This is a genomic window from Streptomyces sp. NBC_00442, from assembly GCF_036014195.1.
Classification (GTDB): domain Bacteria; phylum Actinomycetota; class Actinomycetes; order Streptomycetales; family Streptomycetaceae; genus Streptomyces.
The window spans coordinates 5,547,356-5,562,805 of record NZ_CP107918.1; the positions used below are offsets into that span (position 1 = coordinate 5,547,356).

The 15,450-nt window shown below is 72.7% G+C and carries 15 protein-coding genes; 5 read left to right on the forward strand and 10 right to left on the reverse strand.

Translation table 11 applies throughout. The annotated features are described in order from the left end of the window. Positions 1–7 precede the first annotated feature (7 nt). The 4 genes from OG432_RS24965 to OG432_RS24980 all read right to left on the reverse strand — a co-directional run bounded on the left by OG432_RS24965 (position 8) and on the right by OG432_RS24980 (position 3,831). Positions 8–1,018, reverse strand: coding sequence for an LLM class F420-dependent oxidoreductase (locus tag OG432_RS24965; protein ID WP_328313194.1), 1,011 nt, complete (start codon positions 1,016–1,018; stop codon positions 8–10). A 132-nt stretch (positions 1,019–1,150) separates the two neighbouring features. Then, entirely contained in the window at positions 1,151–2,035 is an 885-nt protein-coding gene (locus OG432_RS24970) for a DUF5336 domain-containing protein (protein ID WP_328313195.1), read from the reverse strand. A gap of 146 nt (positions 2,036–2,181) precedes the next feature. Next, positions 2,182–3,138, reverse strand: a complete 957-nt coding sequence (locus OG432_RS24975) for an N-acetylmuramoyl-L-alanine amidase (protein ID WP_328313196.1) — start codon at positions 3,136–3,138, stop codon at positions 2,182–2,184. 99 nt (positions 3,139–3,237) lie between these two features. Further along, positions 3,238–3,831 carry a class I SAM-dependent methyltransferase gene (locus tag OG432_RS24980; RefSeq protein ID WP_328315227.1) on the reverse strand — a complete coding sequence of 198 codons (594 nt, stop codon included), beginning with the start codon at positions 3,829–3,831 and terminating at the stop codon, positions 3,238–3,240. Positions 3,832–4,055: 224 nt separating this feature from the next. On the opposite strand from OG432_RS24980, the gene OG432_RS24985 reads away from it, so the two are divergent. Together OG432_RS24985 and OG432_RS24990 are read left to right on the forward strand one after the other, a co-directional pair. Then, positions 4,056–6,218: an acyl-CoA dehydrogenase gene (locus OG432_RS24985; RefSeq protein ID WP_328313197.1), complete on the forward strand. Its 2,163-nt coding sequence runs from the start codon at positions 4,056–4,058 to the stop codon at positions 6,216–6,218. A gap of 15 nt (positions 6,219–6,233) precedes the next feature. Next, positions 6,234–7,421 carry a lipid-transfer protein gene (locus OG432_RS24990; RefSeq protein WP_328313198.1) on the forward strand — a complete coding sequence of 396 codons (1,188 nt, stop codon included), beginning with the start codon at positions 6,234–6,236 and terminating at the stop codon, positions 7,419–7,421. A 149-nt stretch (positions 7,422–7,570) separates the two neighbouring features. Here OG432_RS24990 and OG432_RS24995 read toward each other — a convergent pair whose 3' ends face one another. Further along, positions 7,571–7,699, reverse strand: coding sequence for a hypothetical protein (locus OG432_RS24995; protein ID WP_328313199.1), 129 nt, complete (start codon positions 7,697–7,699; stop codon positions 7,571–7,573). A gap of 26 nt (positions 7,700–7,725) precedes the next feature. Between OG432_RS24995 and OG432_RS25000 the strand changes: the two genes are divergently transcribed. Next, entirely contained in the window at positions 7,726–8,655 is a 930-nt protein-coding gene (locus OG432_RS25000) for an NAD-dependent epimerase/dehydratase family protein (protein WP_328313200.1), read from the forward strand. Here the strand turns inward: OG432_RS25000 and OG432_RS34960 are convergent. Beyond that, the gene (locus OG432_RS34960; RefSeq protein WP_443058448.1) at positions 8,630–9,202 is read right to left on the reverse strand and encodes a DUF6545 domain-containing protein; all 573 of its coding nucleotides are present in this window, start codon (positions 9,200–9,202) and stop codon (positions 8,630–8,632) included. The genes OG432_RS25000 and OG432_RS34960 overlap by 26 nt on opposite strands. On the opposite strand from OG432_RS34960, the gene OG432_RS25005 reads away from it, so the two are divergent. Beyond that, on the forward strand, positions 9,176–10,606 hold the full coding sequence (locus OG432_RS25005) for an MFS transporter (protein ID WP_328313201.1): 1,431 nt from the start codon (positions 9,176–9,178) through the stop codon (positions 10,604–10,606). The two genes, OG432_RS34960 and OG432_RS25005, sit on opposite strands and share 27 nt — an antisense overlap. A 25-nt stretch (positions 10,607–10,631) precedes the next feature. On the opposite strand, the gene OG432_RS25010 is transcribed toward OG432_RS25005, so the two are convergent. The 4 genes from OG432_RS25010 to OG432_RS25025 form a co-directional block, all read right to left on the reverse strand. Further along, on the reverse strand, positions 10,632–11,273 hold the full coding sequence (locus OG432_RS25010; protein WP_328313202.1) for a response regulator transcription factor: 642 nt from the start codon (positions 11,271–11,273) through the stop codon (positions 10,632–10,634). 78 nt (positions 11,274–11,351) lie between these two features. Continuing rightward, positions 11,352–12,554 carry a sensor histidine kinase gene (locus OG432_RS25015; protein WP_328313203.1) on the reverse strand — a complete coding sequence of 401 codons (1,203 nt, stop codon included), beginning with the start codon at positions 12,552–12,554 and terminating at the stop codon, positions 11,352–11,354. A 54-nt stretch (positions 12,555–12,608) separates the two neighbouring features. Beyond that, positions 12,609–13,331 carry an ABC transporter permease gene (locus tag OG432_RS25020; RefSeq protein ID WP_328313204.1) on the reverse strand — a complete coding sequence of 241 codons (723 nt, stop codon included), beginning with the start codon at positions 13,329–13,331 and terminating at the stop codon, positions 12,609–12,611. Further along, positions 13,331–14,245: an ABC transporter ATP-binding protein gene (locus OG432_RS25025; protein WP_328313205.1), complete on the reverse strand. Its 915-nt coding sequence runs from the start codon at positions 14,243–14,245 to the stop codon at positions 13,331–13,333. The genes OG432_RS25020 and OG432_RS25025 overlap by 1 nt, the downstream gene beginning before the upstream one ends. Positions 14,246–14,595: 350 nt before the next feature. Between OG432_RS25025 and OG432_RS25030 the strand changes: the two genes are divergently transcribed. Beyond that, the gene (locus tag OG432_RS25030) at positions 14,596–15,450 is read left to right on the forward strand and encodes a MaoC/PaaZ C-terminal domain-containing protein (RefSeq protein ID WP_328313206.1); all 855 of its coding nucleotides are present in this window, start codon (positions 14,596–14,598) and stop codon (positions 15,448–15,450) included.

Sequence of the window (15,450 nt, forward strand, 5' to 3'; positions counted from 1 at the left end):
GGCGCGGCTAGGCGTTCAGCTCCGCGAGCGTGCGGAGCGTGACAGGGTCCGGTGAGGTGACCAGAAGGTCCGTCACCGGGCCCTTGCGCCACAACTCCAGCCGTTCCGCGATGCGTTGACGCGGTCCGACCAGGGAGATCTCGTCGGCGAACGCGTCCGGCACGGCCAGCACGGCCTCGTCGCGACGGCCCGCGAGGAACAGCTCCTGAATGCGGCGGGCCGCGTCGCCGTATCCCATGCGCGTCATCAGGTCGGCGTGGAAGTTGCGGGCCGCGTGGCCCATGCCGCCGATGTAGAAGCCCAGCATCGCCTTCACCGGCAACAGACCGTCGGCGACGTCGTCGCACACGTGGGCCCGCACCATGGGGGCCACGAGGAAGCCGTCGCGCAGCTCGGTGAGGGAGGCGGCGTACGCGTCCGTGCGGGTCGGCGACCAGTACAGCGGGAGCCAGCCGTCCGCGATGCGGGTGGTCTGGGCGATGTTCTTGGGGCCCTCGGCGCCCAGGAGCACGGGGATGTCCGGACGCAGGGGGTGGGTGATGGACTTGAGGGGTTTGCCGAGGCCGGTGCCGTCGGCACCCGTGTAGGGGTGGGCGTGGAAGCGGCCGTCGAGCTCCACCGGCCCCTCGCGGCGCAGTACTTGGCGGATGACCTCCACGTACTCGCGGGTCGCGGTCAGCGGGCTCGACGGGAAGGGCCGTCCGTACCAGCCCTCGACGACCTGGGGGCCCGAGAGCCCGAGGCCCAGCATCATCCGGCCCCCGGAGAGGTGGTCGAGGGTGAGGGCGTGCATGGCGGTGGCGGTGGGGGTGCGGGCGGCCATCTGCGCGACGGCCGTGCCGAGCCGGATGCGCGAGGTGTGGGCGGCGATCCAGGCCAGCGGGGTGAACGCGTCCGATCCCCAGGCCTCCGCCGTCCACACCGAGTGGTAGCCGAACTCCTCGGCCGCGCGGGCCAGTTCGAGATGGGCCGGGTTCGGCCCGCGCCCCCAGTAGCCGAGTGCGAGTCCCAGGCGCATGTGCCGCCCCCTCCAGGAGAACCAACGCAGAACCGGCCCGGCATTGAACTGACGGACCGTCAGGGGACTGTAGGGCAACGGCCCCCCGCCCGGAAGGGGCGGGGGGCCGTTGTGGGTCCTGGCGCGGGCCGATCAGCCGCGCTGGATCCCCGTGGTGTCCTGCAGCACGCCGCGGCGGCCGTCCTGCGTCTGGGCGACCAGGCCGGGACCGCGCTGGTCGACGGCCAGGTACCAGGTGCCCGGGGCGAGTTCGGCGATCGGGGTGGGCGAGCCGTCCTCCGCGTACAGCGGGCGGGCGACGGGGACCGCGAACCAGAACGGGGCGAAGTCGCCGGCCGGGGCGGCCGCCGCGGCGGGCTGCGCCTGGCTGTCCTGGTGCATGTCCGCGGCCGGGGCCTGCGCCTGGGCCGGGGCCTGGGCCTGCGCGCCGAACGGCTGGGCCTGGGCGCCGGGCTGGCCACCGAGGCTCGGGTCGCCGGGGTGGGCGCCGTAGGGCTGCTGCTGGGCGGCGCCGGGGTAGCCGTAGCCACCGGCCGGCTGGGCCGCGCCCGGGTAGCCGTACGTCTGGGGTGCGGCGGGGCTCGGGGTGCCCATCAGCGGCGCCTTCAGCGCGCCGACCAGCGGCGAGGCGACCGCGGCGGCGGCCAGCACCAGGGCGGCGATGAGGCCGAGGATCATGCCGGCGCCCGAGTCGTGCGCGTCGATGATCGTCCAGAACGCGGTCCACGCGGCGAAGACGGTGAAGGCGACGCCGAACTGCGTGAGGTCGAGCCCCACGACCTTCTTGGGCTGCGGCAGCGAACGGCCGACGACCGTCAGTGCCGCACCGATGATGCCCGCGAGGAAGATGCTCATCAGGAGCGAGAGCGAGTCCCAGGCGTTCGGCTCGTCGATGCTCGGGCAGAACTGCCCGGAACAGCTCGGAGCGGACGTGAGATTCAGGAACGAGGCGATGAACAGCACCACCGCTGCACCGATCACCACGCCGTCGCCTCGTGTGAGGGAGCGGATGTTCACGTAAAAGTCCTCTTTTATGTCGTCTCGTCGGGGCGGTCATCGCTGCCGCCGGTGTGTACGTGCACACGGCGTGAAGCTCTAGGTGGTTCCCCCTGTTACGGAGAATCTATCGTCTGGATCTGTGGGCCGTACGGCGGGTCGGGAGCCTACCCGCCCAGGAACGACGTAATGCCGTCGGCGATGCCCTGGGCCGCCTTCTGGTGCCAGTCCGCGCTCTTGAGGAGCGCCGAATCCCGGGAATCACGCATGTTGCCGCACTCGATGAACACCTTGGGAACGGTCGACAGGTTGAGCCCGCCGAGGTCGCTGCGGGTGTCGAGCGCGGTGCCGTCGCCCACGTAGTTGGAGGCGTTCATGCCCGTGTCCAGGACGAACTTCCCCGCGATCCGCACACCGAGTTCACGCGAAGGCCCCACGATCGGGGCGGTGTCGGCGGCGCCGCCCTTCACCTTCGCGGGCAGGATCACATGGAAACCGCGCTGGCCCTCGGCCACACCGTCCGCGTGCACCGAGACGACGGCGGCCGCCTTCGCCCGATTGCCGATCCGGGCCCGCTCGTCCACACACGGGCCGAATGTCCGGTCACCGTTCTGGGTGAAGACCACCGTGGCGCCCTGCTTTTCCAGGATCACCCTGATCCGGCGCGACACATCGAGCGTGAACTCGGCCTCCGTATAACCGTCGTTGGTCTCGGTGCCGGTGGTGTCGCATTCCTTCTCGTTCGTTCCGATGTCCACCGGCTCATTGATCTCTTTTGTATGCCGGAAATTATTCGGATTGTGACCCGGGTCGATGACGACGGTCTTTCCGGCGAGCGGTCCGGTGCCGGATCCGCCCGGCGCCGTCGGGGCGGCCGAGCGCGGGATGCCCGTCGCCGTGAGGGTCGCGGTGCCGGCCCCCGGGGGCGCGGACGGCGCGGTGCGGCTCGGCGCGGGCAGCGCCCTCGGCGGCTTGCCGTCCTGCCCGCCGGGGCTGCCCGCCGCCTGCCAGACCAGCCAGCCCGCGAGGACGGTCGGCGCGAGGGCGGCGAGGGTGACGAGGGCCCGGCGGCGCCCGCGGCGCGACCGGCTGTCCGGATTCGATGACTCGCTGTCGTACGACACGGGTGCGATGCTAGGCCGTCGCTTTCGGATCCTGCCCGACCCGCGCCGCCCGCGAGCGCGCCGTGCCGCGCGGCCGGACCGCGCGGGCCCCCGGGGGTGTCACAGCGCGGCGGACGTCCGGCGCAGGACGCGCAGCGAGTCGGTCGCCGAGACCTCGGTGAACGCGCCGGACTCCAGCGCCCGCAGGTAGATGCGGTACGGGGCCTGGCCGGTGAACTCGTCCACCGGATCCGGGAAGACGTCGTGGATGACGAGGGTGCCGTCCTCGGCGAGCTTCGGCGCCCAGCCCTCGTAGTCGGCGGTGGCGTGCTCGTCGGTGTGCCCCCCGTCGATGAAGACGAAGCCGAGCCGCCCGCCCCACACCCGCGCCACCTGGGGCGAGCGCCCGACCACCGCGATCACGTGGTCCTCGAGGCCGGCCGCGTGCAGGGTCCGCCGGAAGGCGGGGAGGGTGTCCATCCGCCCGACCTCGGCGTCGACGACCGTCGGGTCGTGGTACTCCCAGCCCGGCTGCTGCTCCTCGCTGCCGCGATGGTGGTCGACGGTGACCGCGACCGTGCCGCTCGCGCGCGCGGCCTCCGCGAGCAGGATCGTGGAGCGCCCGCAGTAGGTGCCGACCTCCAGGAGCGGCAGCCCGAGCGCCCCCGCCGCGGCGGCCGCCTCGTACAGCGCCAGTCCTTCCCGTACGGGCATGAAGCCCTTCGCCGCCTCGAAGGCGGCCAGGATCTGCGGCTCGGGAGAGGCCACGGCCCGGCTCCTTTGGGTCGTAGGTGTGTGGGCGGTCCATGGTGCCGTACGTGCGGCCGGCGGCCGTGGGCGGGCGGGGTCCGCAACCTCACCGGCGTCTGACCTTCCGTCAGATTGGAACGTGTTCTACTCTGGCGCCGTTCCGGGTCCGGCGACGGGTGAGGGCGTACATGGGCATCGCGATCACACAAGAACAGCGGGAGCTCGCCGACGCGGTGCGCGGGCTGCTCGCGCGGGCCGCGCCGGTGGACGAGGTGCGCAAGCTCCTCGACTCGCCCGCGGCCGCCGGCGCACGGCCGCCGTTCTGGGACCGCCTGGTGGAACAGGGGCTGCTCGGCGTCCACCTCGGCGAGGAGTTCGGCGGGGGCGGGCTCTGCGAACTCGCCGTCGTCCTGGAGGAGGCCGGGCGCGCACTGCTGCCGGGGCCCTATCTGCCCACGGTGCTCGCCGCGGAACTGCTGCGCAGGGCGTCAGGGCACGACGCCCTCGTGGCCGACCTCGCCGAAGGCCGCAGGACCGCCGCCGTGGCGCTCGGCGCGGGCACCCTCACCGCCGTCGGCCGCGCGGACGGCCGGCTCCTCGACGGAACCGCGGCGCCCGTACTGGCCGCCGAGCAGGCCGAGTTGGTGATCCTCCCCGCGCGGCAGGGCGACCGGACGGTGTGGCTCGCCGTGGACGCCGAGGCGCTGCGGATCACCGCGCACCGCGGCGCCGATCCCACCCGGCGCACCGCCGAGGTGCGGGCCGAGCGCGTGATGGTCCCGCCCGGCCGCGCCCTCGACGTGGATGCGGACCTGGTCCACGACCTGGCCGCCCTGCTGTTCTCCGCCGAATCCTGCGGCACCGCGGCGCGGGCCCTGGAGACGGCCACCGCGTACGCGAAGGTGCGGGAGCAGTTCGGACGGCCCATCGGCCGGTTCCAGGCGGTCAAGCACCTCTGCGCGGACATGCTCGTACGCCTCGAACAGGCCCGCGCCCTGGTGTGGGACGCGGCGCGCGCCATGGACGAGCCGCCCGAAGTGCGCGGCCTCGCCGCCTCGCTCGCCGCGGCCACCGCCCTCGACGCCGCGTTCACCTGCGCCAAGGACTGCGTGCAGATCCTCGGCGGCATCGGCTTCACCTGGGAGCACGACGCCCACCTGTATCTGCGCCGCGCCCTGGTCGCCCGCCAGCTCCTGGGCCCCGGGGACACCCACCGCCTGCGGGCCGCCCGCCTCGCCCACGGCGGCGCCCGCAGGGAGCTGCGCATGGAGCTGCCGCCCGAGGCCGAGAACCACCGCGCCGCGGCGCGGGCGGCCGCCGAAGCGGTGCGGGGCCTCGACCCGGGTGCCGCCCGCCGCGCCCTGGCCCCCACCGGATACGCCGCCCCGCACCTCCCGGCGCCGTACGGACTCGGTGCGGGACCCGTGCAACAGCTGGTGATCCAGGAGGAGTTGAGGCGCGCCGGAGTCACGGTCGGCGAACTCGGCATCGCGACCTGGGTGGTGCCCTCGCTCCTCGCGTACGGCACCGGCCCCCAGCAGGACCGCTTCCTCGCCCCCACCCTGCGCGGCGAACTCCTGTGGTGCCAGCTCTTCTCCGAACCCGGCGCGGGCTCCGACCTCGCCTCGCTGCGCACCAGGGCCGAGCGCACCGCGGACGGCGGCTGGCGCGTCACCGGACAGAAGGTGTGGACGAGCGCCGCGCAGTGGGCCGACTACGGCATCCTGCTGGCCCGCACCGACCCGGACGCCCCCAAGCACAAGGGGCTCACCTACTTCCTCGTCGACATGAAGCGCGCCGAGGGCATCGACATCCGCCCGCTGAAGGAGATCACCGGCGACTCCCTCTTCAACGAGGTCTACTTCGACGGGGCGCTGCTGCCCGCCGACGCCGTCGTCGGCGAAGTGAACGGCGGCTGGCGGGTCGCCCGCAACACCCTCGGCAACGAACGGGTGCACATGGCCGACCAGGTGGCCTTCGACACCGGTCTCGAAGCGCTGATCGCCCGCGCGGGGGAGCTCGACGGGGCGTACCGGGCGCGGATCGGCGCGCTCGCCGCCGAGGCCCACGCGCTGGCCTGCATCGGGCTTCGCACCACCATGCGGCAGGTGTCCGGCCTGGAACCCGGCGCGGGGGCCAGTCTGCGCAAGCTCATCCAGACCCCGCACCAGCAGAAGGTCGCCGAACTCGCCCTCGAGCTCCTCGGCCCCGACGGCGCGGCCGCCGAAGGCCCCGCCGAGCGCGCCGTGCACGGCTTCCTCATGTCGCGCTGCCTGACCATCGCGGGCGGCACCACCCAGGTCCAGCTCAACGTCGTCGCCGAGCGCATCCTCGGCCTGCCCCGAGACTGAAGGGTCCCGTCTGTCGTGAAGAGCTACATCGTCGGTGTCGGCATGACCAAGTTCGAGAAGCCGGAGTCCCGCGACTGGCAGTACTGGGACATGGCGAAGGAGGCGGGCGGCGCAGCCCTCGCGGACGCGGGCGTCGACTACGGCGCGGTCGAGCAGGCCCCCGTCGGCTACTGCTTCCAGACGTCGACGGCCGGTCAACGCGCCGTCTACGAACTGGGGTTGACGGGCATCCCCGTCTACAACGTCAACAACAACTGCGCGACCGGGTCCAGCGCGCTGATGCTGGCGCGGCAGCTCGTGGAGGGCGGTGTGAGCGACTGCGTCCTCGCGCTCGGCTTCGAGAAGATGAAGCGGGGCGCGCTCGGCGGCGGCTCGGACGGCGGCGACTTCGCGACGTCCCCGGTGGCCCGGCACTACGGCGTCATGGCGGCGCGCCACGGCTTCGAGATGACCCCGCCCACCGCGCAGATCTTCGGCAACGCCGCGCGCGAGCACATGGAGCGGTACGGCACGACCGCGGCGCAGCTCGCCGCGGTGGGCGCCAAGAACCACCGCCACTCCGTGAACAACCCCAACGCGCAGTTCCAGGACGCCTACACGGTGGACGAGATCCTGGCGGCCAGGACCATCCACCGGCCGCTGACCAAGCTCCAGTGCTCACCGACCTCGGACGGAGCCGCCGCGGCGGTCGTCGCATCGGAACGCTTCGTGGACCGAAATGGCCTGCACGACAAGGCCGTTGAGATCGCCGGCCAGTCGATGACCACCGACACCGAGGAGTCGTTCGCGTCGGGAAGCTGCATCGACGCGGTGGGGGCGCCCATGTCGCGCGAGGCCGGCCGCCAGGCGTTCGAGCGGGCGGGGCTCGGCATCGAGGACGTCGACGTGATCGAGCTGCACGACTGCTTCTCGATCAACGAACTGCTCACGTACGAGGCGCTCGGGATGTGCGGGGCGGGGGAGTCGGGGAAGCTGGTGGAGTCCGGCGCGACGACATACGGCGGCCGCTGGGTGGTCAACCCCTCCGGAGGGCTGATCTCGAAGGGCCATCCCCTCGGCGCGACCGGGCTCGCGCAGGCGGCGGAGCTGGTGTGGCAGCTGCGAGGGGTCGCCGGGGCGCGGCAGGTCGAGGGCGCGCGGGTGGGCCTCGCCCACAACATCGGCCTGGGCGGCGCGGCGGTGGTGACGGTACTGCGCCGCTGAGCCTGCTGGGTTTGCTCTGTCGCGCCGTGCGGGCTCGTGACGTCGGCGCCGGTCGGCCATCCAGGACCTGGCGCGTTCGACGGCCCGCCGGCGGCGCCCGCATCGCGATCAAGACCAGGACCACGCCCACGACCCCGACTTCGGCCCCGTCACGGGATGGCCGGTGGCCGTGAACGCTGGTCGTCGAGTAGACGTCCCAGGGTGACGATCAGCGCCCGCCCCGGAGTGGTCTCGACGGTGCGGGTCACCAGGACGTCCCGCAGCGGTTCGACGATCACCGCCGTGAAGGTTGTCCCGTGCGGCGATGGGCCTCGTCGCAAGTCCCCATCTCCTGTTGGCTCCGCACCCGTTGGGCGTCGTGGCCGGCGATGAGAGGATCACGGCCTGTCCGGATCAGGACGTTGCCGAGTTCGAACGGCGGAGGTGTGCGGTGGGGCTGGGAACAGTGGTCGTCACCGGGGCGGCAGGGAACATCGGCTCGGTCGTGCGCCGGGCGTTGCGCAGCGAGGTGGGCCGCCTGGTTCTGCTCGACCGCGTTCCGCTCCAGGTCGAGGCCGCGAACGAGGTGGTCCATATCGTCGATCTTCGGGACGCGGCCGCCGTCGCGACCGCGCTCGTGGGTGCGGACGCCGTGCTCCATCTGGGCGGTCTGCCGGACGAGGCGCCGCTCGAGCATCTGCTGGACGCGAATGTGCTGGGCACCCACCATGTCCTGGAGGCTGCCCGGAGGGCGTCGATTCCGCGGGTCGTGCTGGCCAGCAGCAACCGCGTGAGCGGGTTCTATCCCACGGCCCATCGCACTGGCCCACAGGAACCAGTGCGCCCCGACGGCCTGTACGGGGTGAGCAAGGCAGCCATCGAGGCCCTGGGGCGGCTGTATGCGGACAAGTTCGATGTCTCCGTGATCTGCCTGCGTATCGGCAGCTTCGAGGCGGCGCCCACCGAGTCGCGCCACCTGGCGACTTGGCTCAGCCCGCGTGATGCCGTCGGCTTCTGCCGCGCCGCACTTACCGCCCCGCTCTCCACGCGCTTTGCCACGGCGTACGCCGTCTCTGCCAACACCCGCCGCTTCTGGGAACTCCCCGCGGAAGCCGAACTGGCCTACACGCCCGTCGACAACGCCGAAACCCATGCATCGGACATCCCTGACGCCGACGTCCCTGCCGATCCCGAAGCCCCGCAGGCCGGCCCGTATGCCCTGCCCGAGTTCACGTTGAAACACATCCGGCCCTGACTCGCCATCGCCCGGTCCAGGGTTCGTTCGGACTCGGCGTCGTCCGGCACTTCGTAGGCGACCGGCATGCCCATGCAGCCGAGACCCACGGCTGACACACGCGGTCCGTGCGTGCCGCGTGCGGTACCTCACGAGGAGCTCCTCCTGGTGCGGAACGGATCGTCGCGGGGCTTCGGATCGTCGCGGGAGCGGACAGACCGGCCCGCAAGGCGGTCCGGGCAGTCTCCGCGGCCGCCGGATCCATGTATGGCCGCAGCGCCAGCGGCCCGTCCTGGATCTCGATGACCTCGCGGTGGAGGCGGTAGGTGATAGTGCCGGGCATCAGGCGGACGAGCAGGGAGGACCGCTGTGGCTCCAGGACCACAGGAGGACGGGCGGCGGATCGAGCCCGAGCTGCACGGTGAGCACGGCCGTGGCGCGATGAGCACAGGGGATGAGACAGGCCCCTGTGCCGATCCCAGTGCCTGCCGTCGGGGAAAGCGGGTGTAATGGGCGTCCCCTGCGTGCGAGCATGACTCGCATGGCCTACGCGTCCACTGACACCCACATATCCACCCCCACCAAAACCCCCCGCACCTGGCCGGTCGTCCTCGCCGCCTGCGCGGGTCAGTTCCTCGTCGTGCTCGACGTCTCCGTCGTCAACGTCGCCCTCCCCTCCATGCGCACCGGCCTCGGGATGAGCGCGGGCGGGCTGCAGTGGGTGGTCAACGCGTACGCCATCGCCTTCGCCGGGTTCATGCTGCTCGGCGGACGCGCGGGCGACCTGTACGGACGCAAGCGGATGTTCCTCGTGGGGCTCGGCCTGTTCACCGTGGCCAGCCTCGGCGGCGGCCTCGCCCAGGAGGGCTGGCAGCTGCTCGCCGCGCGGGCCGCCCAGGGGCTCGGGGCCGCGGTGCTCGCGCCGGCCACCCTCACCATCCTGACCGCCGCCGTACCCGAGGGCGCCGCCCGCACCCGGGCCATCGGCACCTGGGCCGCGGTCGGCGCGGGCGGCGGCGCGGCGGGCGGCCTCGTCGGAGGGGCGCTCACCGACGCCCTGTCGTGGCGCTGGGTCCTGCTCATCAACGTGCCCGTCGGCGCGCTCGTGCTGCTCGGCGCCGCGCTCTGGATCACCGAGTCGCGGGCCGGCGGGCGCCACCGACTCGACCTGCCCGGGGCCGTCCTCGTCACGGTCGGGCTCGCGACCCTCTCGTACGGCATCGTGCAGACGGAGGAGTCGGGCTGGGGCGCCCCGGCGACGCTGGTGCCGCTCCTCGGCGGGCTCGCCCTGCTGCTCGCGTTCCTCGCCGTCGAGGCCAGGACCGCGGCTCCCCTCATGCCGCTGCGGCTCTTCCGGCTGCGGGGTGTCTCCGCCGCCAACGCCGTGATGTTCGTGTGCGGCTCGGCGATGTTCTGCACCTGGTTCTTCATGACCCTGTACGCGCAGAACGTGCTGGGCTACACCCCGCTCGGCGCGGGCCTCGCCCTGATTCCCAGCTCGCTCAGCGTGGTCCTCGGCTCGAAGCTGGCGCCGCGCATCATGCCGAGGACCGGCGCGCGCAACCTGACCGTGCTCGGCATGCTGGTGACCGCGGCCGGGTTCGGCTGGCAGTCCACGATGCGGGCGGACGACCCGTACTGGCTGGCGATCCTGGTGCCCGGCATCCTCATGATGACCGGAGCGGGCCTCGCCACGACTCCCCTTGCCGCGCTGGCCACTTCGGGGGCGGAGCCGGGTGAGGCCGGCCTCGTCTCCGGCCTGATCAACACGTCGAGGACGATGGGCGGGGCGCTGGGGCTCGCCGTCCTGTCCACGGTCGCGGCGTCCAGGACCGGCGTGGTCCAGAGCGCCGAGAACCTCACCGCCGGGTACGCCCTCGCCTTCCGCGTCGGCGGATTCGTCCTGCTGGCCAGCGTGGTGCTCGCGCTGGTGTGGCTGCCCCGGGCGGCGCGCACGGCCGTACGCGGCTGAGGCGGGCCCCGAGGGGGGGCGTCCGCTACAGCCAGCCCTGCTGACGGGCCGACCGCACCGCCTCCATGCGGTTGCGGGTGCCGGTCTTGCCGATCGCGGACGACAGGTAGTTGCGGACCGTCGACTCCGACAGGTGCAGCTTGCCCGCGATGTCGGAGACCGTCGCCCCGTCCACCGAGGCGTTCAGGACGTCGCGTTCGCGCGCGGTCAGCGGGCTCGGGCCCGCGCTGAGGGCGGCCGCGGCGAGCGCCGGGTCGATGACGGTCTCGCCGCGCAGCACCCGCCGGATCGCCTCGGCGAGGTCCTCGACCGGTCCGTCCTTCACGAGGAACCCGGCCGCGCCCGCCTCCATCGCGCGGCGCAGATAGCCGGGCCTGCCGAACGTGGTGAGGATCAGGACCCGGCAGTCCGGCACCTCCTCGCGCAGCTCCGCCGCCGCGTCGAGGCCGCTCTTGCCCGGCAGTTCGATGTCGAGCAGGGCCACGTCGGGCCGCGCCACGAGCGCCTCGGGCACGATCTTGTCGCCGGCCGAGACCTGCGCGACGACCTCCATGTCCTCTTCGAGACCGAGCAGCAGGGCGAGCGCGCCGCGCATCATGCCCTGGTCCTCGGCGAGGAGAACTCTGACGGATTTCGCGGGTCGGTGGTCCTGGGGCATCTCGTCCATGGGGTCAGGCTACGGCCACGGCGCCCCGGGCCCGCGACGCGTTCCGCCGCGTTGGCGCGGACGAGTTCCGGACGGGGCTCAGGGGCGGCCGGGGGCCGTGCTCAGTTCGGCGTCCAGGGCCGTGTCCTGCGGGTCCACCGGGAGTTCGGCGCCGACCCGGAAGCCGGTGCGGGGCGCGGGGCCCGCCGTCAGGGAACCGCCCGCCGCGGCGAGACGTTCGGTGAGGCCCTTCAGGCCGTTGCCGCCGGTCCGCGGGGTCGGGGCGGGCGCGACGGGGGCGCCCCTGCCGTTGTCGGTGACCGTCAGGGTGACCCGCTCCGGCGTGCCCTCGATCACGATCTCGCAGCGCGTCGCCGCACTGTGGCGTACGACGTTGGTGACGGCCTCGCGGACCACCCAGCCGAGCAGCGCCTCGGCCTGCGCGGGCAGCGGGGGGCCCGACTGGCGCACCAGCGGCTCCACTTCGGCCGCGCTCAGGGCCGAGCGGGCCCGGTCGAGTTCGGTGGCGAGGCTGCCCTCGCGATAGCCGGTGACGGCCTCGCGGATCTCGGTGAGCGCCTGGCGGCCGACCGACTCGATGTCGGCGACCTGGCCGAGCGCCGCGTCCAGGTCGCGCGGCGCGATCCGGCGGGCGGCCTCCGACTTCACGACGATCACCGAGAGGGTGTGGCCCAGCAGGTCGTGCAGATCGCGCGAGAAGCGCAGCCGCTCCTTCTCGACAGCGGTACGCGCCAACTCCTGCCGCGTGTCGCGCAGTTCGCGGATCGTCTCGGAGAGCGAGAGGAGCGCGGCGATCACCATCCCGGACAGGAACGTCCCGTACGCGATGGTCATGTTGTCCCACGGGTCGCCGGTCTTGATGCCGGAGATGACCCCCACCGAGCCGGCGAGCACGATGATCACGACGCCCAGCCGCTTGTCCCGCAGCACGGCGCCGCAGGTGAGCGAGAGCAGCGGGAAGAACAGCAGCCACACCCCGCCGTAGCCGAGTCCGAGGGCGTAGGTGACGGCGGCGAGGGCGCCGAGCAGGACCAGGGTCGTCCGCTCCTGGCGCCGCCGCTTGTCGAAGGCGCGGAAGGCGACCAGCGCGTACAGGACCGCGAAGGCGAGGATGCCGAGGGCGCCGAGCTCCGGGTGGGCGACCTTGCCCTTGGCCACGTCGATGACGGCGCCCGTGCCCATCAGGAGCCACGGCAGGAAGGTGTAGCCGTTGGCGGGCGGGCCCGGGAACTCGTCGGCCTTCGCGCCCCGCGCGGGCAGCTTCGGCAGCAGTGATGGCATCGCGTTCTCTCCGTACTGACGGCTCATGAGGTCACCCGGTCCCGGCGCCGGAGCTCACGCGGTCCGTGCGGACCGACGGTAGGAGACCACGGCGTACGCACCGAAGGCCACCAGCCAGGCTGTCATCAGCGCGATGGTCGCCGCACCCGGGGCGTGGCCCTGCGAGGTGGCCCAGCCGAGATCGGCGAAGCGGTGTGTCGGAGTGTACTCGGCGATCGTGCGCAGCCAGCCGGGGAAGGCCGTGACCGGGAACCACAGGCCGCCGAGGATCGCGAGGCCCATCAGGCAGGCCACGTTGACGACGCCGGTGGCCTGTGCGGAGAGCCGGTAGCCGTTGCCGAGGCCGAGCATCGTGAAGGGCAGCGCCCCGATCCACAGGAGCAGCGTGAGCGCGCCCCACTGCCAGGCGTCCAGGCGCACCCCGTTGATCAGCGCGCCGGAGAGGAACACGGCGAGGATGCCGGGCAGGACGGTCACCGAGCCGCTGATCGCCCGCCCGGTCACCACCTTCGTCGGGGAGAGCGGGGCGATCCGCATCTGCCGAAGCCAGCCGATCGACTTGTCGGACGCGACCCCGGTCCCGACGCCCAGGGCGGCGCCCAGCGCGCCGTACGCCGCCATGCCGATCATCGACTGGACCTTCCAGTCGTCGCCGTTGCCGGCGCCGCCGATGTTGGTGAAGAGCAGATACATCAGCACGGGCATCCCGATACCGAAGATCACGAAGGATGCGTCGCGGAGCGTGCGCCGCATCTCCAGCTTGATGTACTCGACCATCAGACGGTCTCGCTTTCGCGTGCGGTGAGGGAGAGGAAGGCGTCTTCCAGGCTGGCGGGGGCCACTTCGAGGCGGCGTACGGCGCCCATGGCGGCGAGCGCCACGACGGTGGCGTCCGAGTCGTCGGTGCGCAGCCTGGCCCGGTCGCCGTGGATCTCGACGGTGACCACGCCGGGCAGCAGCGACAGGCCGGCGCTGGAGGTGCCCGCGAGGTCGAAGGAGACCAGGCTGCCGCCGGCGGCCCGCTTGATCTGCTCGCCCGGACCGTCGGCGACGATGCGGCCCTGGTCGATGACGACGATGCGGTCCGCGTTGTCGTCGGCCTCCTCTAGGTAATGGGTGGAGAACATGACCGTGTTGCCGCGGTCGGCGTAGGTGCGCATCGACTCCCAGAACGCACGGCGCGCCTCGACGTCGAGGGCGGCCGTCGGCTCGTCGAGCAGCAGCAGCTCGGGGTTCCCGGCGAGCGCCATCGCGAACCGGACGCGCTGGGTCTGGCCGCCGGACAGCTTGTCGACGCGGCGGTCGGCGAAATCGGCGAGGCCGGCCAGCGCCAGCGCCTCGGCGACCGGCATCGGCTTCGGGTACATGCTGCCGATGAAGAACACCAGCTCCCGCACGGTGACCCGGGGGATCGGGCTGCCCTCCTGGAGCATCGCCCCGACGAGCCCGTCCCGTACCGCCCGCTCCGGGCTCCGGCCGAAGATCCGCACCTCGCCGGAGTCGGGCTCGTTCAGGCCGAGCAGGAGGCTGATGGTGGTGGACTTGCCGGCGCCGTTGCGGCCGAGCAGGGCCACGGTCTCGCCGCGCCCGATGGACAGCTCTGCCCCGTTCACGGCCCGGACCGCCCCGTAGGACTTCACCACCCCGCTGAAGCGGACCGCGGTGGCGCTCTGTGTCGTCGTCTGCGTCATGTCCAAGACGCTACGGAGCGGGCCCGGTCCCGCGGCAGATGCGCATGTACGGACCTGGGCAGGACAAATGTCATGGGGTACCCCCGCCGAAAGGGGCACGAGGTGGCCACGGGGCGTCCCCGCCGCGAGAACTGACGTAGCGTCAGGAGGCTTCACAACTGCCGGGGCGTGCGCTATACCTGGGGGCCATCGGCCTAGAACGCGTTCTAGAACGGGTCCGGCAGCGAGCGGATCCGGTCCGGACGGGTCCTCGGTCCGGTCCAGTACGACCTCGGTGGGGCCGACGGTGCGGACGGCCGCACCGAGGTCTTTTCCCCGTGCCCGCACACCGCTCAAGGAGCAGCATCCACATGCCCATTGATGCCGCGAAGGCGATCGCCGCCGAGCCCCGGTCCACCACCATCACGTGGGACCACAAGGACGTCCAGCTCTACCACCTGGGTCTGGGCGCCGGCACGCCCGCCACCGACCCCGACGAGCTGCGCTACACCCTGGAGTCCCGGCTGCACGTGCTGCCCTCCTTCGCGACCGTCGCGGGCGCCGGCATGGGCGTGGTCGGCGGCCTCTCCGCACCCGGCATCGAGGTGGACCTGGCGGCCGTGCTGCACGGCGGCCAGGCCATCACCGTGCACCGGCCGGTCCCGGTGCGCGGCCGGGCCACCTCGACCTCCCGCGTCGCCGCCGTGTACGACAAGGGCAAGGCCGCGATCCTGGTCCTGCGCACCGAGGCCGCCGACGCGGACGGCCCGCTCTGGACCAGCGACGCGCAGATCTTCGTACGCGGCGAGGGCGGCTTCGGCGGCGACCGGGGGCCCTCGGCCCGCGTCGAGCAGCCCGAACGCGACCCGGACCAGATCGTCGAGCGCCCCGTCCGCGAGGAACAGGCGCTCCTCTACCGCCTGTCGGGCGACTGGAACCCGCTGCACGCCGACCCCGACTTCGCCAAGCTGGCCGGCTTCGACCGGCCGATCCTGCACGGGCTGTGCACCTACGGGATGACGCTGAAGGCCGTCGTGGACACGCTGCTCGACGGCGACGTGACTCGCGTCCGCTCGTACGCCACCCGCTTCACCGGGATCGTCTTCCCGGGCGAGACCCTGCGCGTCCGGATGTGGTCGGGTCCCGGCCGGATCCAGGTGTCGGTGACGGCCGTCGAGCGGGACGACGCGCCGGTCCTGTCCGACACGATCGTGGAGACCAACTGA

Coding starts and splice junctions, on each gene's coding strand:
- OG432_RS24965 (WP_328313194.1), bottom strand. CDS start 1,018: ATGCGCCTGGGACTCGCACTCGGCTACTGGGGGCGCGGGCCGAACCCG.
- OG432_RS24980 (WP_328315227.1), bottom strand. CDS start 3,831: ATGCCCGTACGGGAAGGACTGGCGCTGTACGAGGCGGCCGCCGCGGCG.
- OG432_RS24985 (WP_328313197.1), top strand. CDS start 4,056: ATGGGCATCGCGATCACACAAGAACAGCGGGAGCTCGCCGACGCGGTG.
- OG432_RS25000 (WP_328313200.1), top strand. CDS start 7,726: ATGGGCCTCGTCGCAAGTCCCCATCTCCTGTTGGCTCCGCACCCGTTG.
- OG432_RS25005 (WP_328313201.1), top strand. CDS start 9,176: ATGGCCTACGCGTCCACTGACACCCACATATCCACCCCCACCAAAACC.
- OG432_RS25010 (WP_328313202.1), bottom strand. CDS start 11,273: ATGGACGAGATGCCCCAGGACCACCGACCCGCGAAATCCGTCAGAGTT.
- OG432_RS25015 (WP_328313203.1), bottom strand. CDS start 12,554: ATGCCATCACTGCTGCCGAAGCTGCCCGCGCGGGGCGCGAAGGCCGAC.
- OG432_RS25020 (WP_328313204.1), bottom strand. CDS start 13,331: ATGGTCGAGTACATCAAGCTGGAGATGCGGCGCACGCTCCGCGACGCA.
- OG432_RS25025 (WP_328313205.1), bottom strand. CDS start 14,245: ATGACGCAGACGACGACACAGAGCGCCACCGCGGTCCGCTTCAGCGGG.
- OG432_RS25030 (WP_328313206.1), top strand. CDS start 14,596: ATGCCCATTGATGCCGCGAAGGCGATCGCCGCCGAGCCCCGGTCCACC.